Origin of the sequence: Pantoea sp. UBA7232 (assembly GCF_002473195.1) — a bacterium.
GTDB lineage: Bacteria > Pseudomonadota > Gammaproteobacteria > Enterobacterales > Enterobacteriaceae > Pantoea > Pantoea eucrina.
On record NZ_DKTK01000009.1, the window covers coordinates 41456 to 60465 of the forward strand.

At 60.7% G+C, this 19010-nt stretch carries 17 protein-coding genes; 5 read left to right on the plus strand and 12 right to left on the minus strand.

The annotated features are described in order from the left end of the window. Both B4056_RS09960 and flk read left to right on the plus strand, forming a co-directional pair. Window positions 1-1509 (plus strand): tripartite tricarboxylate transporter permease, encoded by a 1509-nt coding sequence (locus B4056_RS09960; RefSeq protein WP_094111107.1) that lies wholly within the window; start codon window positions 1-3, stop codon window positions 1507-1509. 119 nt (window positions 1510-1628) lie between these two features. Beyond that, window positions 1629-2660, plus strand: coding sequence for a flagella biosynthesis regulator Flk (gene flk / locus B4056_RS09965; RefSeq protein ID WP_288654578.1), 1032 nt, complete (start codon window positions 1629-1631; stop codon window positions 2658-2660). Window position 2661: 1 nt separating this feature from the next. On the opposite strand, the gene B4056_RS09970 is transcribed toward flk, so the two are convergent. Beyond that, on the minus strand, window positions 2662-3105 hold the full coding sequence (locus B4056_RS09970) for a rhodanese-like domain-containing protein (RefSeq protein WP_094111105.1): 444 nt from the start codon (window positions 3103-3105) through the stop codon (window positions 2662-2664). A gap of 86 nt (window positions 3106-3191) precedes the next feature. Here B4056_RS09970 and B4056_RS09975 point away from each other — a divergent pair, with 86 nt between their 5' ends. After that, window positions 3192-4628, plus strand: a complete 1437-nt coding sequence (locus B4056_RS09975; RefSeq protein ID WP_288654580.1) for a PLP-dependent aminotransferase family protein — start codon at window positions 3192-3194, stop codon at window positions 4626-4628. Here the strand turns inward: B4056_RS09975 and B4056_RS09980 are convergent. Both B4056_RS09980 and fabB read right to left on the minus strand, forming a co-directional pair. After that, the gene (locus B4056_RS09980) at window positions 4591-5769 is read right to left on the minus strand and encodes an arabinose transporter (protein ID WP_288654582.1); all 1179 of its coding nucleotides are present in this window, start codon (window positions 5767-5769) and stop codon (window positions 4591-4593) included. The two genes, B4056_RS09975 and B4056_RS09980, sit on opposite strands and share 38 nt — an antisense overlap. A gap of 175 nt (window positions 5770-5944) precedes the next feature. Beyond that, the gene (gene fabB, locus B4056_RS09985) at window positions 5945-7165 is read right to left on the minus strand and encodes a beta-ketoacyl-ACP synthase I (protein WP_071668065.1); all 1221 of its coding nucleotides are present in this window, start codon (window positions 7163-7165) and stop codon (window positions 5945-5947) included. A gap of 156 nt (window positions 7166-7321) precedes the next feature. On the opposite strand from fabB, the gene mnmC reads away from it, so the two are divergent. Next, on the plus strand, window positions 7322-9334 hold the full coding sequence (gene mnmC, locus B4056_RS09990; protein WP_094111102.1) for a bifunctional tRNA (5-methylaminomethyl-2-thiouridine)(34)-methyltransferase MnmD/FAD-dependent 5-carboxymethylaminomethyl-2-thiouridine(34) oxidoreductase MnmC: 2013 nt from the start codon (window positions 7322-7324) through the stop codon (window positions 9332-9334). Between the two features lie 28 nt (window positions 9335-9362). Here the strand turns inward: mnmC and B4056_RS09995 are convergent, their stop codons facing one another. The 6 genes from B4056_RS09995 to prmB all read right to left on the minus strand — a co-directional run bounded on the left by B4056_RS09995 (window position 9363) and on the right by prmB (window position 14050). Then, complete coding sequence (locus B4056_RS09995) at window positions 9363-9644, minus strand: YfcL family protein (RefSeq protein ID WP_039379145.1); 282 nt, start codon at window positions 9642-9644, stop codon at window positions 9363-9365. A 30-nt stretch (window positions 9645-9674) separates the two neighbouring features. Beyond that, on the minus strand, window positions 9675-10220 hold the full coding sequence (locus tag B4056_RS10000) for an elongation factor P hydroxylase (protein ID WP_039379147.1): 546 nt from the start codon (window positions 10218-10220) through the stop codon (window positions 9675-9677). A gap of 64 nt (window positions 10221-10284) precedes the next feature. Next, the gene (locus tag B4056_RS10005) at window positions 10285-11082 is read right to left on the minus strand and encodes a sulfite exporter TauE/SafE family protein (RefSeq protein ID WP_039379149.1); all 798 of its coding nucleotides are present in this window, start codon (window positions 11080-11082) and stop codon (window positions 10285-10287) included. Window positions 11083-11152: 70 nt separating this feature from the next. Further along, window positions 11153-11977, minus strand: a complete 825-nt coding sequence (gene mepA / locus B4056_RS10010; RefSeq protein WP_094111139.1) for a penicillin-insensitive murein endopeptidase — start codon at window positions 11975-11977, stop codon at window positions 11153-11155. Window positions 11978-11985: 8 nt separating this feature from the next. Further along, window positions 11986-13071 carry a chorismate synthase gene (aroC, locus tag B4056_RS10015; RefSeq protein WP_039379151.1) on the minus strand — a complete coding sequence of 362 codons (1086 nt, stop codon included), beginning with the start codon at window positions 13069-13071 and terminating at the stop codon, window positions 11986-11988. Between the two features lie 46 nt (window positions 13072-13117). Further along, complete coding sequence (gene prmB, locus B4056_RS10020) at window positions 13118-14050, minus strand: 50S ribosomal protein L3 N(5)-glutamine methyltransferase (protein WP_113655387.1); 933 nt, start codon at window positions 14048-14050, stop codon at window positions 13118-13120. 154 nt (window positions 14051-14204) lie between these two features. On the opposite strand from prmB, the gene smrB reads away from it, so the two are divergent. Next, entirely contained in the window at window positions 14205-14753 is a 549-nt protein-coding gene (gene smrB / locus B4056_RS10025; RefSeq protein WP_039379153.1) for an endonuclease SmrB, read from the plus strand. Between the two features lie 122 nt (window positions 14754-14875). On the opposite strand, the gene sixA is transcribed toward smrB, so the two are convergent. The 3 genes from sixA to fadI all read right to left on the minus strand — a co-directional run bounded on the left by sixA (window position 14876) and on the right by fadI (window position 18996). Then, window positions 14876-15358 carry a phosphohistidine phosphatase SixA gene (gene sixA, locus B4056_RS10030; RefSeq protein ID WP_039385580.1) on the minus strand — a complete coding sequence of 161 codons (483 nt, stop codon included), beginning with the start codon at window positions 15356-15358 and terminating at the stop codon, window positions 14876-14878. A gap of 207 nt (window positions 15359-15565) precedes the next feature. Further along, window positions 15566-17686: a fatty acid oxidation complex subunit alpha FadJ gene (gene fadJ / locus B4056_RS10035; protein ID WP_288654586.1), complete on the minus strand. Its 2121-nt coding sequence runs from the start codon at window positions 17684-17686 to the stop codon at window positions 15566-15568. Beyond that, window positions 17686-18996, minus strand: coding sequence for an acetyl-CoA C-acyltransferase FadI (gene fadI, locus B4056_RS10040; RefSeq protein ID WP_039379155.1), 1311 nt, complete (start codon window positions 18994-18996; stop codon window positions 17686-17688). Before fadI ends, fadJ begins: the two co-directional genes overlap by 1 nt. Between the last annotated feature and the right edge of the window lie 14 nt (window positions 18997-19010).

The window sequence follows — 19010 nt, forward strand, 5'->3', positions numbered from 1 at the left end:
ATGGATACCTGGTCTTTTCTGATGCAGGGCTTCGCCGTCGCTATGACGCCGGAGAACCTGATGATCGCCCTGATCGGCTGCTTTATCGGCACCATTGTCGGCTTACTGCCGGGGCTGGGCCCGATTAACGGCGTGGCGATCCTGATGCCGCTGGCGTTTGCTCTGCACCTGCCGGCTGAATCAGCGCTGATCCTGCTGGCTACTGTCTATATCGGCTGTGAATATGGCGGACGTATCTCTTCAATTCTGCTGAATGTGCCGGGTGACGCAGGTGCTATCATGACCGCACTGGATGGCTATCCGATGGCGCAGCAGGGTAAAGCGGGCGTAGCGCTCTCTATCTCCGCCGTTAGCTCGTTTGTTGGCTCCACCATCGCCATCATCGGCATCATTCTGTTTGCCCCGATTCTGGCGAACTGGTCGCTGGCATTTGGTCCGGCGGAATATTTTGCCCTGATGGTGTTTGCCATCGCCTGCCTCGGCAGCATGATGAGCCACAACCCGCTGAAATCGTTCCTGGCCGCCCTGATCGGTCTGAGCATGGCTACCGTGGGCGTCGATGCGAATACCGGTGTTTATCGTTTTACCTTCGACAGCATTCACCTTTCCGACGGCATTCAGTTTGTGGTGGTGGTGATTGGCCTGTTCTCGGTCAGCGAAATTTTGCTGATGCTGGAGTCCACCAGCGGGGGCAAGAAAGTCGCACGCGCCAGCGGCCGCATGATGTTCAATATGAAAGAAGCGGCCCAGGCAACCGGCGCCACGCTGCGCTCCTCCTTTCTGGGCTTTTTCGTTGGCGTGCTGCCGGGTGCGGGTGCCACTATCGCCAGCGCTATCGCCTATATGACGGAGAAGAAGATTAGCGGCAGTGACCAGTTCGGCAAGGGGGATATTCGCGGCGTGGCAGCACCGGAAGCAGCAAATAATGCCTCGGCGTGTGGATCATTTATTCCGATGCTGACGCTGGGCATTCCGGGTTCCGGTACCACGGCGGTGATGGTAGGCGCGCTGACGCTTTATAACATTACGCCGGGTCCGGCGATGTTTATCGAACAGCCTGACATTGTCTGGGGCCTGATTGCCGCACTGCTGATCGGCAACGTGATGCTGCTGATCATGAATATCCCGATGATCAATATCTTTGCCCGTATGCTGACCATCCCGCTCTGGTTCCTGGTACCTGCGATCGCCGCCATTTCCGCCGTCGGCGTGTATGCGGTGCACAGCACAACCTTCGACCTGCTGCTGATGGTGGGATTAGGCATCTTCGGCTATATCCTGCGCAAGATGGATTTCCCGATGTCGCCGCTGATCCTCGGCTTTGTGCTGGGGGAAATGCTGGAGCAGAACCTGCGCCGTGCGCTCTCAATCAGTAACGGCAACCTGCCTATTCTGTGGGAGAGTCTCATCTGCAAAGTGCTGCTGGTGCTGGCGGTCGCAGTCCTGGTGGTGCCATTCGTCTGGAAACGCTGGCGTCGCAGCCGCTTCAGAGCGGCAGAGGCGGAATAAATCCGCATCTTCTCGCTTTTCTGATATCAGCCCCCGTGGATTTCCCGGGGGCTTTTGCTATCATATGCCCCTCTTTTTCCGGCGCACCCGGATCTGACTCGTTTTTCAAGGATTCCGCCATGCAACCTCTCAGCGGTCCCGGTGTGCCCGCGGGCGATCGTTCTGCGCTTACCGGTGCTTCCGGCCCGGCTCGCCCCGGCGGTCCGGCTGGCGAACAGCCTCTCTCTCCGGCGCAGCGCACCACGCTGGAACGGCTCATTGTACGCATTATGTCTCTCAGCACCCTGAAAGCGCCTGAGCTGTGGGCGGGCGTACGCCATGAAGTGGGCGTGAAGAGCGATGCTGACTTTCAGTCGCGCCATTTTCCGGCTGCTGAACAGCACCTTAATCGTCGCCTGAGTCAGGTGCAGGACAGTCACGCCACGCGCCAGCTGCTCCAGCAGCTGCAGGATAAACTGCCGCAGGGCAACAACCGTCAGGCGGTAAGCGACTTTATCCGCCAGCAGTTTAACCAGACGGTGCTGAGTGCGCTGAGCCAGGATCAGCTGCGTCAGGTGCTGACCATGCTGCAGAACGGCCAGATGGCGATCCCGCAGCCGCAGCAGAGCCGCAGTACCGATCGCACGCTGCTGCCGGCGGAGCAGCAGGCGCTGAACCAGCAGGTGACGCGGCTGGCGGCCACGACCGGCGAGTCGCCGGTAAAACTGCTGACCGACGCGCTGAAGCTGGTGAATCTTAAAAGCGGCGATCCGGTGCCGTCGCGGCACTTTCCGCTGCTGACGCAGTATCTGCAGGTACGCCAGACGCTGGGGCAGCACAGCGCACCCACGCTGCAGCTGCTGGAAAGCTCGCTGAAACAGCCGCTGAATCGTGATGAACAGCAGCTGCTGCAGGATTACAGCCAGCAGCGTTTTCAGGCGACGCCGCAAACCGTGCTGACCGCCGCGCAGTGTCAGGATCTGCTGAATCAGCTTTTCAGCCGCCGGGCTGAGCGTGGTGATACGCTGCCGCTGACTGACAGTGCGCGCCAGCCACAGCCTATATGGGCACCGTTTACAGAGATCCTGCCGCGGCCGCTGGCGCAGCGCCCGGCGCTGTCGCTGATCATCGCGGTGGGTGTGGTGCTGTTTCTGCTCTGGCTGCTGGCCTGAGTCAGCAGCCGCACCCGGCCGCAGCACCGTGCTGTGGCCACTCTCCCGCGGCGGTTCCCCCTGCCAGCGGATGTCCGTCGCGCTTCCAGAAATCCAGCCCGCCAATCAGCTCTTTAACCTGAAATCCCAGCGCTGCCAGTTTTAGTGCCGCTTTGGTTGAGCCATTGCAGCCAATGCCGTCACAGTAGGTGATATAGACCTTGCTGCGATCGAGCGCCGCCGTGCTGTGTGCGCTGATGGTACGGTGAGGAAACGAACGCGCACCGCAGATATGTCCTGCAGCATAGTGTTCAGGGCTGCGGGCATCAAAAACAACAATGGCAGCCTCGCCGCGTGCCAGGTCTTCTGCCAGATCCCAGGCATCGGTGTAATAACTCAGCTTCTGCTGCAGATAGGCGTAACTCTCTTCCGCACTGGCGGCGGGATAGTGTAAGACAGCGGACATACTCTTCTCCTGTTGCGATGTGCACCCACTTTACGGCAAATTGGTCTCTGCAATGAGACCCTTTCTGTCAGAGTAATAAGACCATTATGTATCAGGAACTGGCCACGCTTTTTCAGCAGCAGGCGCAGGGTGGACGACGCGAGCGCCTCTGTCGCGCCCTGCGGCAGGCGATCGTCAGCGGCCAGCTGCGCCACGGTGAGAAGCTTCCCTCCAGCCGTCAGCTGGCCGCAGAGCTGTCAGTCGCGCGCGTAACCGCGGAAGCGGCCTACGCGCAGCTGGAAAGCGAAGGTTATCTGCAGCGCCACACCGGACGCGGTACTTTTGTCGCGATTACGCTGGCTCCGCCGCCAGATACGCCGTCAACCCGCCGGGCACCGCACTTCTCGCAGCGTGGCCTGCAGCTGCTGGCGACCGGCGGCTGTCAGGATCCGCCCTTCCCCGCCGCGTTTGCCGCCGGATCGCCCGATTTACGGGCTTTCCCGCATACGCAGTGGCGGCGCATCAGCAGCAATGTGCAGCGCCGGCTCGGCAGCCGCGTAATGGGCTACGGCGATCCGCTCGGCTATCTGCCGCTGCGCGAGGCGGTCTCGGAGTATCTGAGCCTGTCGCGCGGTATGCGCTGTCGTCCGGAACAGGTCATCATCCTGACCAGCTCGCAGCAGGCGCTGCTGCTGCTGGCGCTGCTGCTGCTGGATCCGGACGATGAAGTCTGGCTGGAGGATCCTGGCTATCCGGGGGCACGTAACGCCTTTCTTGCCGCAGGCGCGCACTGCCGGGCGATGCCGCTGGATGAAAACGGCGCGATCCCGCTCTCCGGTCGCGCCCGGCTGGTTTACCTGACGCCCGGGCATCACTATCCAACCGGTATAGCAATGAGCCTGCCGCGACGGCTGGAGTGGCTGGCATGGGCGCAGCAGCATAACAGCTGGCTGATTGAGGACGATTACGACAGCGAATTTCATTACGGTGATCGGCCTGCTCCGGCGCTGCAGGGCATGACGCACGACAGCAGGGTCATCTCGCTGGGGACCTTTTCCAAAACCCTGTTTCCCTCCCTGCGCCTGGCGTGGATGGTGGTACCGCCGCAGCTGACTGAGCCGCTGGGCCGGGCGCGCAGCGTGCTGGATGGGCATAGCGCGCTGCTGCCGCAGGCTATCACCGCTGAATTTCTGCAGCAGGGCCATTTTGCCAGCCATTTGCGGCTGATGCGGCAGCTCTATCACTACCGGCGCGACCGGCTTCTGGAGGAGATTCATAGCCGTATGCAGCCGTGGCTGCGCCCGCTTCCGGCAAACGGTGGTCTGCAACTGACTGTCGCGCTACTGCAGGGCAATGAGGCCGCGCTGACGCAGCAGGCTGAGGCTGCGGGTCTGCTGCTGCCGCGCCTCTCCCCGCTATACCATGCGGCTGCGCCGCAGCCTGGCTGGCTGCTCGGCTTCGCAGCGCTGACACCGGCTGAGATCGCCAGCGCCTGCGACACGCTGGTTATGCTACTGGCGCACGGCGTGCGCAGCACCAGGTGATAACGGAACCGGCCACGGCGCAGAGCGCGCCCGCCAGATAGACGGCGCCATAGCCAGACGCCGTCGCCAGCAGTCCGGTTAGCGGGCCGCTGATCCCATAGGCGATATCCTGAAAGGCAGAGAAAGCGCCCAGGGCAGTACCGCGTATCTGCGACGCGACGCGACGCACCACTTCAACCCCCAGCGCCGGAAAGATCAGCGAGCAGCCACAGCCGGTGAGGGCCGCCCCCGCCAGCGCCAGCGCCAGCCAGCCTGAGGTGGCAACGGCAAGCAGCAGCAGACCCAGCGCTTCCACCAGCAGTGACACCAGCGCAACCCTGCTCCCGCCATAGCGATCCGGCAGATGACCAAAGAGGATCCGCACTCCGGTAAAAGCGCAGCCAAAGGCGGTGAGCGCAAAGCCGGCGTGTCCCCACGCCTGAGCAGCAAAATAGAGCGAGGTAAAGGTGCCGATTACGGCGAAACCGGCGCCCTGCAGCGCCAGCACCAGCCCCGGTGAAAAAATGGCGCTGATAACGCTCCACAGCGACGGCCGCGTGCCGCCGGCAACCGGCACCGCACGGATCCAGCCGTTAACCATCAGAGCCAGCAGCGGCAGCAGCAGCGCCGCGCCGCTGATAGCCAGCAGTCCGCCATGCTGATACATCAGCACTCCCAGCGGAGCGCCTGCCGCCAGCGCGCCATAAATCGCCATTCCGTTCCAGGACATGACCAGACCAGAGCGCCTGGCCCCCGCCAGCCCCAGCCCCCAGGTCAGATTACCGGTCAGCAGCAGGCTTTCCCCTACGCCCAGCAGCAGACGCGCCACTATCAGCAGCATAAAGCGCACGCCGGGTGCGATCGGCAGCAGCACGGCGGCGGCATAAGCAGCCCCTGTCAGCGCAATCGTCAGCATACCGTAGCGGGTGGTAGCGCGTGCTCCCTGCTGATCCGCACGCCGGCCAGCAAAACCGCGCGTCAGCAGGGTGGCAATAAACTGACTGCCGGTTGCAATGCCCACCATCAGGTTACTCATGCCCAGTTCCTGATGCACATACAGCGGGATCACCGGCAGTGCCAGTCCGGCGGTCAGATAGCTGAGAAACACGGCAAACGAGGTACAGGCGAGCGGCAATACGGACGCGTTAGCGTGAGCGGTCATCTTTGCGCACTCCTTGTCAGCGACGATAGCGCAGGGAAATTACGGGAAGGTAAAACAGGAGTGTATGCAGGTAAAAGCGGGGTTGTCAAAACGGCTCAGGCTGAGCAGAGAAAGCCAGGCTGCCATCGCGGCAGCCTGTGATATCCCGTCAGGGGGCGACGGGACGCGGGCAGATTTAGCCCTGATATTTACGCATGGTCAGCGTGGCGTTGGTGCCGCCAAAGCCGAAGCTGTTGGACATGACCGTGGTCAGCGCTTTTTCCGTTGGCTGCGTCACGATGTTCATCCCTGCTGCGGCCTCGTCCAGATCGTCGATGTTGATGCTCGGCGCGATAAAGCTGTGCTCCAGCATCAGCAGGGTGTAGATCGCTTCCTGCACGCCCGCTGCACCCAGGGAGTGACCGGTCATGGCTTTGGTCGCTGAAATGTACGGGGTGTTGTCACCAAATACTTCACGGATTGCGCCCAGCTCTTTCACATCGCCAACCGGCGTGGAGGTGCCGTGCGTGTTCAGATAGTCGATCGGTGCATCGAGGCCCTGCATCGCCATCTTCATGCAGCGCACCGCGCCTTCACCTGACGGTGCAACCATGTCAGCGCCATCAGACGTTGCGCCATAGCCAACAATCTCAGCATAGATATGCGCACCACGTGCCAGCGCATGCTCCAGCTCTTCAACCACTACCATGCCACCGCCGCCGGCGATAACAAAACCGTCACGGTTAGCATCATAGGTGCGCGAGGCTTTCTCAGGCGCATCGTTATATTTGGTCGAAAGTGCGCCCATCGCGTCAAACTCGCAGGACATTTCCCAGGTCAGCTCTTCACCGCCACCGGCAAAGACCACATCCTGTTTGCCCAGCTGAATCTGCTCAACGGCGTTGCCGATGCAGTGTGCTGAAGTGGCACAGGCGGAGCTGATGGAGTAGTTCACGCCGTGAATTTTAAACGGGGTCGCGAGGCAGGCAGATACACCTGAGGCCATGGCTTTGGTCACTACATAAGGACCCACGCCTTTCAGGCCGCGCGGACCGCGCATAGCGTCAGCACCGAACACCTGATAGCGCGGTGAACCACCGCCGGAACCGGCGATCAGACCCACGCGCGGGTTGTTCTGATACTGCTCGTCAGTCAGGCCTGAATCTTTGACCGCTTCCGCCATAGAAAGATAGGCGTAAATAGAGGCATCACTCATGAAACGCACGATTTTGCGATCGATGAGCCCGTTGGTATCCAGTTTGACGTTGCCCCACACGTGGCTGCGCATACCGGCTTCTTTCATCTCTTCAGAGAAAGTGATACCGGAACGGCCTTCACGCAGAGAAGCCAGCACTTCCTGCTGGTTATTACCAATGCTGGAAACGATACCCAGGCCAGTAATCACTGCACGTTTCATTCAATAGTCCTCATTCCACATCTTTTTGGATTGACGTGCACTCTAGCGTACAGTTGTACGCCGAACAAGTCCGATCAGCCATTTCCTTTTGTAAATTTGCGTCATGTGACGCCACTCGCTAAAATCGCGCCACTGCCTGAAAAATGAGCCTTTCCCGTGAAATTATCCCCGGTTGAACACGCGCAATTAACCTGGAACGATCAGGGTACACCTGTTTCCCGAGCGTTCGATGATGTCTACTTCTCTAACGATAATGGACTGGAAGAGACCCGCTATGTGTTTCTCGGCGGTAATCAGCTGCCGCAGCGTTTCAGCACGCATACGCGGGATCTGTTTATTGTGGCGGAGAGCGGCTTTGGCACCGGTCTGAACTTTCTCACGTTATGGCAGGCGTTCGATCAGTTTCGCGCGCAGCAGCCTGCTGCGACGCTGCAGCGGCTGCACTTTATCAGCTGTGAAAAGTATCCGCTAACGCAGGCCGATCTCGCTGCCGCGCAGGCGCGCTGGCCGGAGCTGGCGCCGTGGGCAACGCAGCTGCAGCAGCAGTGGCCATCGGCGCTGCCCGGCTGTCAGCGGCTGCTGTTTGACGGTGGACGGGTTACGCTTGATCTCTGGTTTGGCGACATTAATACGCTGATAACAGAGTTTGATGAGAGCCTGCAGGGTCAGGTTGACGCCTGGTTTCTGGACGGCTTTGCGCCGGCTAAAAACCCGGATATGTGGACCCCGGCGCTGTTCAGCGCTCTGGCGCGGCTGGCGCGTGCCGGAGGAACGCTGGCGACCTTTACCGCTGCGGGTTTTGTCAGGCGTGGCCTGCAGGAAGCGGGATTCACCATCAGTAAACGTAAAGGCTTTGCGCATAAGCGCGAAATGCTGACCGGTACGCTGGCGCATGCAGTGCCGCTGCCCTCCATGCAGCCGTGGTATGCGCGGCCTGCAGCAGCGGGCCAGGATGTCGCCATCATTGGCGGCGGCGTCGCCAGTGCGCTGCTGGCGCTGGCATTACTGCGCCGCGGCTGGCGCGTGACGCTCTACTGCGCCGATGAGGCCCCGGCACTGGGTGCATCCGGCAACCGTCAGGCAGCGCTCTACCCCTTACTGAACCAGCACGATCCCGCGCTGGCGCAGTTTTTCCCCGCCGCTTTCAGCTTCGCGCGTCGTCTTTACGATAGCCTGCCGGAGCGTGCTGAACAGAGCTGGTGCGGAGTGCTGCAGCTGGCGTGGGATGAAAAAAGCGCCGATAAGATTGCGCAGATGCTGGCCCTGGCGCTGCCGGCGGAGATCGCTTACGGCGTCTCACCGGCCGAGGCGGAGCAGCTGGCGGGCGTTGCGCTGGGTATGGGCGGCATCTGCTATCCGCGTGGCGGATGGATCTCCCCTTCCCAGCTTACCAGCAACCTGCTGGATCAGGCGCAGACGCAGGGTCTGCACCAGCACTGGCTGCACCGGGTTACGCAGCTGACGCCGCATGAAAACGGCTGGACGCTGCACTTTTCCGACCGGGCTGATATGCAGCATCAGAATGTCGTACTGGCCAACGGGCATGCGCTGCGGACGCTGGAACAGAGCCAGGATCTGCCGGTCTACCCGGTCGCAGGCCAGGTAAGCCATGCGCCCTCATCAGCCGCGCTGGCAAACCTGCAGAGCGTGCTCTGTTACGATGGCTATCTGACACCCGTCAGCCCGACGTTTGGCACCCACTGCATCGGCGCCAGCTATCATCGCGGTGACACCGCGACCGCTTTTCGTGCCGATGATCAGCAGAGCAACCGTCAGCGTCTGATGGCGTGCCTGCCGCAGGCCGCCTGGCCGCAGCAGGTTGATCTCAGTGATAACGAGGCGCGGACTGGCGTGCGCTGCGCCACGCGCGATCATCTGCCCATGAGCGGCGGCCTGCCGGACTACGCTGCCACGCTGGCGCAGTATGCTGACCTGCCGGGACAGCGCGCCCGCGGGGAGAAGATTGCTGAAGCCCCGCACTATCACGGGCTGTTCGTGCTGGGGGCGCTGGGATCGCGCGGGCTCTGCAGCGCGCCGCTGGCAGCTGAAGTGCTGGCGGCACAAATGAGCGGTGAGCCGCAGCCGCTCGATGCCGCAACGCTGGCGGCGCTGAATCCGAACCGCTACTGGGTGCGTAAATTGCTGAAGGGAAAAAAGGCGGGGCGCTGAGAGCCGGGGCGAAAAGTCGCCCCGCGCATCAGGCGGTCTGACGTGCCTGACTAAACAGGTTATCCCACATGCCGACCACCAGCGCCTGATCGCGTGGCGAGAGTTCACCGGCGGCGATAGCATTCTGCAGGCTCCGGGAGACGACAATCTGCAGCGCTTCCGGCGTGTGTTCGCCGCTCTGCTCAATTTCCGCAACCGCCAGCGTCAGATGGCCGCGCAGATAACCGCTGGCAAACAGCTCATCATCACTGGCGTGATCGACCATATCGTCAATCAGCGCCAGAATGCGGGACTCAAATTCTACGATCATCTCTCATTCCTTTCATTTTAAGCAGGCGAATTAAAGCGTTTCCGGCCACGGAAACTGCGCTGCAGTGAGCGCTGGCGTACCATAATAGCGGTTCAGCGCCGCAATAAACTGTGCCGGGCGAGCCGGGATCCCCTGCTCCAGATAGTGCATCACCTGGGCATGGACCCGGCGCTGAAACGCAATGCGATCGGGTTCACAATCGCCTTCGAGATTGTCACAGCTGACATTAAAGGGGAAGTCCGCCGCAACGCAGAATAGCCACTCCAGCGCCTGCGGTTTTACTTCAACCGCTTCAAACTGGCTCTGCGTCTGCGCATCACGCCCGTCGGGGCAGTACCAGTAGCCAAAATCAACCTGCTGCCGACGCGCGTCGCCCGCAATACACCAGTGCGAAATTTCATGCAGCGCGCTGGCGTAAAATCCATGGGCAAAAACTACGCGGTGCCAGGGTGATTCCGCATCTGCCGGAAGATAAATCGGTTCATCATCGCCTTTAATTAGACGTGTCTTAAAAGTCTCAGCAAAGCAGCCGTCGAAGATGTCGATCAGCTGCTGATAGTGGTGTTCTGTCGGCATAGTCATCTGTCAGTTAATCATCTGGCGCCATTGTCGCACCGGCGGCACGATTTGACGAGTCGGTTTATCCTGCGGCAAACCAGGCCAGTAGCTCAGCCCCGTGGCTGTCCCACAGCAGTTTGGCGCTCATGACCGCAGAAACGGTCACAACCATCGGGCGGATCAGCCGCTGGCCGCGGCTCAGTACCAGTCGCGCACCCAGCCGCGCCCCGATAAATGCGCCGAGCAGCATCACTACGCCGGTTCCCCACACCAGTTTGCCGCCAAACATAAAGAACAGCAGGCTGGCGAAGTTGGAGGTGAAATTCAGCACCTTGGCATGCGCCGTCGCTTTGGCAAGATTGAAACCGCAAAGCGTGACAAAGGCGAGCGCATAGAAAGAGCCGGCTCCCGGACCGAAGAAGCCATCATAGAAGCCCACACAGCCGCCGCCCACCAGCGCAAACGCCACGCCCTGCAGACGATGCTCGCGATCCACCTCTCCCAGACGCGGCATCAGCAGGAACCAGAGTCCGATGGCGATAAGCAGCAGCGGCAGGATCTGACGCAGAATATCCGCCTGAATATGCTGGATCAGCAGCGTGCCGCCGACCGCGCCGAGAAACGTCATCGCGATGTTCAGCCGCTGGTCACGCAGGTTTACGGCGCCACGGCGGACAAAATAGAGGCTGGCGGAGAAAGAGCCGCCAACCGACTGCAGCTTGTTGGTCGCCAGCGCCTGTGCCGGTGACAGCCCGGCCGCCAGCAGCGAAGGAACGGTCAGCAATCCCCCGCCCCCGGCAATGGAGTCGATAAAAGCGGCCAGTATGGCAACAAAAAACAGTACGCCAAGGATAAGCGGGCTGACGATAAAAAGGTCCATTTCACTTCTCGCAGCAGGTAGCAGACAAGCCCGGCGCGGGGCAATAGCCGTTGCGCGCCGGGAGAGGTACTCAGAGCCGGTGGTTATCCAGCAGCGCCTGACAGGATGGCGGCAGCGGCGGCGGGGCTTTTTTTACCGGTGGCGTGCTGCCGGGCTTTTTCGGCAGGAACCAGCTCTCAAGCTCTGCACCGCAGCCGTCGCCCGGCGGCGGTGGCGCCTGATCTTCACACTCCAGGCTGCCGGCCGGACAGCGCAGGCGCACATGCATATGCGCCCGATGCGCAAACCACGGGCGAACTTTATGCAGCCACTCGCGATCGCTGCCGGCATCGGCGCAAAGCTGTTTTTTGATCGCCGGATTCACAAAAATTCGCGTGACGTCGCTGTCTTTCGCGGCCAGCTTGATCAGGCTATCAATCTGCGGCTGCCAGTGACGGGCGATCACCTGTTTATCATCCGGCGCCACCAGATCCAGCGGCTGCGGCTTCAGCAACTGCTGTGCGCTCCAGCGGGTTTTTGGCAGCTGCAGCCAGATATCCACATCCAGTCCGGTCTGATGACTGGCGTGGCCGCTGCTGAAACGTCCACCCGCCGCCATTCCCATATCGCCAATCAGCACCTGCCCCAGATGAAGCTGACGGGTGCGGGTGCTGAGGCGCTCAATAAAGGCGATCAGATCGGGATGACCATAGTAGCGGCGCTGATCCTGACGCATGACCTGATAGTCCGGTGCGTCCAGCGGCAGCGCCTGCGCGCCGACGATACAGCCATTGGCAAAGCCGCCAATCGACTGCGGCGCACCAGAGACAGGGTGCTGGATCTGCTGCCACGGCGTGGCGGCAACGGCGGCCGCGCTACCCAGCAGCGCGGCGAAAGTGAGCAGAGCGCGGCGCATCATCAGGCTCACCAGCGCGGTACGCTGCTGTTAACGTCAGCGTTTTGCCCGCGCTGGCGTAACAGGTGATCCATCAGCACAATCGCCATCATCGCTTCGGCAATCGGCACGGCGCGAATGCCGACGCAGGGATCGTGACGCCCTTTGGTGATCATCTCCACCTCCTCCCCCGTGCGGGTAATGGTGTTACCCGGTACGGTAATGCTGGAGGTCGGTTTCATCGCCAGGTTGGCGCTGATGGTCTGCCCGCTGCTGATGCCGCCGAGGATGCCGCCGGCGTGATTGCTCTGAAAGCCGCTGGCGCGGATTTCGTCGCGATGCTCGCTGCCGCGCTGGTTAACGACGGCAAAGCCATCGCCAATCTCTACGCCTTTAACGGCGTTGATGCTCATCAGCGCATGCGCCAGATCGGCATCGAGGCGATCGAACACCGGCTCACCGAGGCCCGGTGGCACGTTTTCCGCCATCACGGTCACTTTCGCGCCGATAGAATCGCCCTCTTTCTTCAGGGCGCGCATCAGCGTATCCAGCGCCTCCAGCTTGCTGGCGTCCGGACAGAAAAACGGATTCTCTTCAACGATGCTCCAGTCTTTCAGCTCACAGGCGACGTCGCCAATCTGCGCCAGATAGCCACGCACTACGATACCGTGCTGCTGCTGCAGATATTTTTTGGCGATGGCACCGGCGGCCACGCGCATAGCGGTTTCGCGTGCTGAGGAGCGTCCGCCTCCGCGATAGTCGCGCAAACCATACTTCTGCTCATAGGTGTAATCTGCGTGGCCGGGCCGGAACAGATCTTTAATCGCGCCGTAATCCTGCGAACGCTGATCGGTGTTCTCGATTAACAGGCCGATAGAGGTGCCGGTAGTGACCCCTTCAAACACACCAGACAAAATTTTCACCTGATCCGGCTCGCGACGCTGAGTGGTATAGCGCGAGGTGCCGGGACGGCGGCGATCGAGATCGTGCTGGATATCGGCTTCAGTCAGCGGAATACCGGGCGGCACGCCGTCAACGATGCAGCCCAGCGCAAGACCGTGCGACTCGCCAAACGTGGTAACGCGAAAAAGTTGTCCAATGCTGTTTCCGGCCATGATGGCTCCTTGTTGCCATAGTGCGGGCGCTCAGGCGCGCCGCAAATTAATCTTTAAAAAAGGAGAAATGGTGCTGCGCCGCCACGATCTGATCGCGCGTCAGCATAAAGACGCCGTCGCCGCCGTTATCAAACTCCAGCCAGGTGAAAGGCACGTCAGGATATTGCTCAATCATATGCACCATGCTGTTGCCGACTTCGCAAATCAGCACGCCCTGCTCGCTGAGATAGTCAGGCGCACAGGCGAGAATGCGGCGTACCAGCTTCAGGCCATCGCTGCCAGCCGCCAGGCCAAGTTCCGGTTCATGATGATATTCGCCAGGCAGATCGTCCATATCTTCCGCATCCACGTACGGCGGGTTGGTGACGATCAGGTCATATTTTACCGGTGGCAGGTTGCGGAACAGATCGGCGCGAATCGGCGTGACGTGATGCAGCAGGCCATGCTCTTCAATGTTTTGTTCCGCCACCGCCAGCGCGTCGTGGGAGATATCGACCGCATCCACTTCCGCTTCAGGAAAGGCATAGGCGCAGGCGATAGCGATGCAGCCGCTGCCGGTACACATATCCAGAATATGCTGTGGCTGGCCGGGGATCAGACCCGCAAAGCGGTTTTCAATCAGCTCGCCAATGGGTGAGCGCGGAACCAGCACCCGTTCGTCTACGTAGAACTCATGTCCGCAGAACCAGGCTTTGTTGGTCAGGTAAGCGACCGGAATACGTTCATTCACGCGGCGGATCACCCGCTCAACGATACGGTGCCGTTCACTGGCGGTCAGGCGCGCATTGCGCATATCTTCAGGAATATCGAGCGGCAGCCACAGAGTGGGCAGAACCAGCTGGACCGCTTCGTCCCAGGGATTATCCGTGCCGTGACCATACCAGATGCCAGCCGCTGAAAAACGGCTGACGGCCCAGCGCAACATATCCTGAATAGTGTGCAGTTCGTTTACTGCCTCATCGACGAAAATCTTGTCCACGTAGCCCTCCGCAGGCCATAAAATCAATCGGCCGATAGTTTGCCATGAAGCGGGCCAGAATTCAGCGCAGCGAGGCGAAAAAGCTGACATTTGTCAGCGCTTAGCGGTAAGGTAACAGCCCGGTAAACTGCAACGTTGAAAGAATTTTCCCGCCATGAGTAAAAAGACGCCGCTGAACGACGACGATCAGGCGCTGTTTCGTCAGTTAATGATCGGGACGCGTAAGCTGAAACAGGACACTATCGTACATAAACCTGCGGTTAAAACCCGGGAAGTCCCGCTGAAACGTCTGCTTTCCGAACAGGCTGACAACAGCCACTATTTTTCCGATGAGTTTCAGCCGCTGCTCTCCAGCGACGGGCCGGTGCGCTATGTCCGTGCTGACGTCAGCCACTATGAACTGAAGAAGCTGCGTCGCGGTGACTACACGCCGGAAATTTTTCTCGACCTGCACGGGCTGACGCAGATGCAGGCGAAGCAGGAGCTGGGCGCGCTCATCGCCGCCTGCCGCCGCGAACATATTTTTTGCGCCAGCGTCATGACCGGCCACGGAAAACATATTCTTAAACAGCAGACGCCGCTATGGCTGGCGCAGCACCCGCATGTGATGGCGTTTCACCAGGCACCTAAAATGTTCGGCGGCGACGCCGCACTGCTGGTGCTGATTGAGGTAGAAGAGTGGCAACCGCCCGAACTGCCTTAGCAGATGAGGTGACAGGTTGCAGCAAGGCGGCAAGCAAATGAATCCCCGGGAGCTTACATCAGTAAGTGACCGGGGTGAAGGCGCGCAGCCAACGCAGCTGCAGCCTGAATTATGAAGGGGAATCAGATAGCTTTAGCAAGCCTGGCCGGACTCACCTGCCACAAAAGCTTACCTTCGCACTCGTCGGCATTAAAATCGATACAGGCGATAGCCGACGTGGCGAACATGGGCGGCGCTTCCTGCGGGCACAGCTCAGAAACCAGGTATCCTACCAGCGGCAGATGCGAAATCACCAGCACGGCTTTCACGCCCTGCACCGCCAGCGCCTGCAAATGCAATGCGACCTGTCCCGGATCGCCGCCCGGCGTCAGTTCAGAAAGAACGTCCTGGTTTTGCGGCAAATCCAGTGCCTCGCGCACGGTGGCGAGCGTCTGCCCGGCGCGCAGATAGGGGCTGACCAGCACCCTTCCGATATCCGGCGTCTGGCTGTTGAGCCAGCTCGCCATCTGACGTGATTCGTTACAGCCGCACAGCGTAAGGGGGCGAGCAGAATCGCTCGCGGCTTCCAGAGCTGCATCGCCATGACGCATGATAAAAACTTGCATAAAGCACCGCTGTTGTTGGTCGATATCGTCCGGTACCACGGCACCAGACGCTTCATTCTGCGAATGAAGGCTGTGTTTTACCCCAATGGCTTCAGTATAGTCAACCGGTTGCTTATTAAATAAGCGCCCGCTAAATCGGTACCGGCTGACCTGTACTGCATCTTCTCTGCTAAGCGGCTGAATATGCACCGCTCTTGCTGAATGTGATTAAATGTAAAAATCCGCGCCGCTTTCTGCCCGCTTCAGCAGCGCCTCGCACGGGGCAAAGCGATCGCCATGCTGCTGGGCGAGGGCCGTAAGTCTCTCCACAAGCGCAGCGCTGCCGTATCGATCCATATAACGGAACGGTCCGCCAAGAAAAGGTGGAAAGCCGATGCCGAATACCGCAGCAACGTCGCCATCGCGTGCCGAACGGATCACCGACTCATCCAGACAGCGCGCGGCCTCATTTAACAGCATCAGCATGCAGCGTTCAGCAATCTGCTGCTCACTCTGACGCGCCTCAGGTTTCAGAGCGAGCAGCGTATAGAGGCTGCGATCCGCTTTACGCGCGCCGGGCCAGCGTCTCTTCTCATAGTGATAAAACCCTTTCCGGTTTTTTCGTCCTTTGCGATCGTCAGCGAGAATCGCATCAACCGCGGCCTGCGGTGCGGCAAAGCGCGCGCCATAAGCCTGCTCAAGCAGCGGGCTGATTTTACTGCCAGTGTCGATACCGACTTCATCAAGCAGCTGCAACGGCCCTACCGGAAAACCCGCTTTTACCAGAGCCTGGTCAATATGTTCGACCGGTTCTCCCTCCAGCAGACAGCGCAGCGCTTCGTTGATATAGGGGGCGAGAATACGGTTAACGTAGAAGCCTGGGCGATCCGCTACCACTACTGCAGTTTTACCCTGCTTTTGCGCCAGCCGCAGCGTGGTAGCCAGCGTTTCCGCTGACGTTGCCGCATGCGGGATCACCTCAACCAGCGGCATTTTATCTACCGGACTGAAGTAGTGCAGCCCGATGATATTTTGCGGCCGCTGCGCCTGCGCGGCGATAGCGCTGATAGCGAGCGAGGATGTATTCGAGGCGAAAATGGTGTCGGGCTGACAGTGCTGCTCCATTTCCGCCACCATCTGCTGCTTCAGTGCCAGATCTTCAAATACCGCTTCAATGACCACATCGCGCCGGCTGAAGCCCTGATAGTCGGTACCGCCGCTGATGCGCGCCATCTGCTGCTGACGCTCTGCGGGTTTCAGCTGACGCCGCCTGACTTTTTTTGTCAGCAGATCCCAGCTGTAGCGCAGCGCGTGATTGATTCCGCTGAGCTGGATATCTTTGATACGCACCGGCAGTTCCGCTTTCAGCGCCGTCACGCTGGCAATCCCTCCGCCCATCAGCCCACCACCCAGTACGCCCACCTGCTGCAGCGTGCGCACTTCGCCCTCTGCGGCGGCGGCTTTTTTCAGCGCGGTGGACGCGAAAAACAGGCTGCGCAGCGCTGCCGATTCCGGCGTTAGCGCCAGCTCGCCAAACGCCTGCGCTTCAGCCTCATGTCCCGCCTGGCTACCCTGCTCCAGCCCGATGCGCACCACCTGCAGAATGCGCCCGGTCGCCGGATAGTTACCCTGAGTTTTTTTATCCGTCTGACGCTTTGCCAGCGCAAACAGCAACGGGCGCCCCGCAAAGCTCTGCATCAGGCGCGCCCGCTGTGGCAACGTCCGCGCCGCGCCCTTTCCTTTATGAACGCGCGTCACCGCCGTTGCCAGTAAAATAGCCGGCGGCACCGCATCATCGACCAGGCCCAGCTTAAGCGCCTGCCGGGCGCGCAGGGCTTTACCGCTGAGTATCAGCGACAGCGCCTGCTCTGCGCCAATCAATTGCGGCAACCGCTGTGTGCCGCCGGAACCGGGCAGCAGGCCCAGCTGAACTTCAGGCAGACCAAGCCGGGTCTTCTCATCCAGCGAACAGATGCGGGCGTCGCACGCCAGCGCCAGCTCCAGACCGCCCCCCAGACAGGCGCCGTGTATCGCCGCCACAACCGGAAACGGCAGCGCTGCAATCTCCGCCATCACCTCCTGCCCCTGCTTCGCCAGCGCCTGCGCTTCAGCTGATGAGTGGCAGCGGTCGATCATGCTGATATCAGCACCCGCAATAAAATTGTCCGCTTTGCCGGAAATCAGTACCAGACCCGCCAGCTGCGGATGCTGACGGGCTGCGGCGATCACCGCGCGGATCTGCGCGGCAAACTCAGCGCGCAGCGTATTCATTTTTTCACCCGGCACATCAATGGTGATCACACCAACATGATCCGGGCGCAGGGTTAACTCAAACGCGGTGTGCTGCATTATTCAGCCTCCAGAACCATTGCAGTGCCCAAACCGCCCGCCGCGCAGGCGGTTACCAGTCCCAGTCCGCCACCGCGCCGCCGCAGTTCATGCAGCGTCTGGGCGATCATGCGGGCACCGGTGGCGGCAAACGGATGCCCGTAGGCGATGGAGCCACCCAGCACATTAAAGCGGTCATCATCAACCTCGCCCAGCGCCTGCGGCCGGTTGAGCACCTCACGCGCAAAGCGCGCATCGCTGAACAGCTTCAGGTTGGCTAACGTCTGGGCGGCAAAGGCTTCATGCATGTCAATCAGCGTTAAATCACCCAGCGTGACGCCAGCGCGATCCAGCGCCAGCGGCGAGGCGTAAGCCGGGCCCAGCAGCATGTCGGTCTGCACATCAATGGCGGTAAACGCGTAGCTGCGCAGGTAGCCCAACGGCGCTATTCCCAGTTCGCGGGCGCGCCCTTCTCGCATCAGGATGAGGGCTGCCGCGCCGTCCGTCAGCGGCGTACTGTTTGCTGCGGTTACCGAGCCGTGACGCCGGTCAAACGCAGGCCGCAGTCGGGCATAATCGGCCGCGCTGGCGTTAAAGCGGATGGTGTTGTCCTGCTCAACCGGCGCTTTCCACGGCGGCACAAAGGCGGGCATGACCTCCTGCTGCAGTACGCCGCTCTGCCACGCCTGTGCGGCACGCTGATGTGAGCGCAGGGCAAGCGCATCCTGCTGCTCACGCGTAATACCCCAGGTTTTAGCCATCTGCTCAGCCGTATCTCCCATGCGCAGTCCGGTTGAATACTCCGCCACGGCAGGCGGCACCGGCAGCAGATCGCGCGGGCGCAGACGCCGCAGGATCTGCAGCTTTTTGCCCACTGTCCGCGCACGGTTAAGATCGACCAGCGCACGCGCCAGCGTTTTGCTGACGCCAATCGGTAACACGGAGGAGGAGTCTGCGCCGCCGGCAATTCCGGCATCGATGGTGCCCGCCATCAGGCTCTCCGCTACGTTAGCGACGGCCTGAAAGCTGGTTGCACAGGCGCGACTGACGCTGTAGGCGTCCGTGTGCACGCTCAGCCCGCTGCTCAGCACAATTTCGCGCGCAATATTTGGCGCTTCCGGCATCTGTATCACCTGACCAAACACCAGCTGATCGATCACCTCAACCGGCAGTTCGCTGCGCACCAGCAGTTCGCTGACCACCATACGCCCCAGCTCCAGCGCCGGAATGCCGTGGAAATCGCTCGCCTGCCGGACAAAAGGCGTACGCAGCCCGTGAGTAATAGCGATACGTTCGCCCTGACGCGTCAGCAACGGCTGCGCTCTGCTCATGCTTTTCCCCCTGT

Excerpts from the sequence above, each read along its gene's own strand:
- B4056_RS09960 (WP_094111107.1), top strand. The coding sequence starts at position 1 with ATGGATACCTGGTCTTTTCTGATGCAGGGCTTCGCCGTCGCTATGACG.
- flk (WP_288654578.1), top strand. The coding sequence starts at position 1,629 with ATGCAACCTCTCAGCGGTCCCGGTGTGCCCGCGGGCGATCGTTCTGCG.
- B4056_RS09970 (WP_094111105.1), bottom strand. The coding sequence starts at position 3,105 with ATGTCCGCTGTCTTACACTATCCCGCCGCCAGTGCGGAAGAGAGTTAC.
- B4056_RS09975 (WP_288654580.1), top strand. The coding sequence starts at position 3,192 with ATGTATCAGGAACTGGCCACGCTTTTTCAGCAGCAGGCGCAGGGTGGA.
- B4056_RS09980 (WP_288654582.1), bottom strand. The coding sequence starts at position 5,769 with ATGACCGCTCACGCTAACGCGTCCGTATTGCCGCTCGCCTGTACCTCG.
- fabB (WP_071668065.1), bottom strand. The coding sequence starts at position 7,165 with ATGAAACGTGCAGTGATTACTGGCCTGGGTATCGTTTCCAGCATTGGT.
- B4056_RS09995 (WP_039379145.1), bottom strand. The coding sequence starts at position 9,644 with ATGATCGTAGAATTTGAGTCCCGCATTCTGGCGCTGATTGACGATATG.
- B4056_RS10000 (WP_039379147.1), bottom strand. The coding sequence starts at position 10,220 with ATGCCGACAGAACACCACTATCAGCAGCTGATCGACATCTTCGACGGC.
- B4056_RS10005 (WP_039379149.1), bottom strand. The coding sequence starts at position 11,082 with ATGGACCTTTTTATCGTCAGCCCGCTTATCCTTGGCGTACTGTTTTTT.
- mepA (WP_094111139.1), bottom strand. The coding sequence starts at position 11,977 with ATGCGCCGCGCTCTGCTCACTTTCGCCGCGCTGCTGGGTAGCGCGGCC.
- aroC (WP_039379151.1), bottom strand. The coding sequence starts at position 13,071 with ATGGCCGGAAACAGCATTGGACAACTTTTTCGCGTTACCACGTTTGGC.
- smrB (WP_039379153.1), top strand. The coding sequence starts at position 14,205 with ATGAGTAAAAAGACGCCGCTGAACGACGACGATCAGGCGCTGTTTCGT.
- sixA (WP_039385580.1), bottom strand. The coding sequence starts at position 15,358 with ATGCAAGTTTTTATCATGCGTCATGGCGATGCAGCTCTGGAAGCCGCG.
- fadJ (WP_288654586.1), bottom strand. The coding sequence starts at position 17,686 with ATGCAGCACACCGCGTTTGAGTTAACCCTGCGCCCGGATCATGTTGGT.
- fadI (WP_039379155.1), bottom strand. The coding sequence starts at position 18,996 with ATGAGCAGAGCGCAGCCGTTGCTGACGCGTCAGGGCGAACGTATCGCT.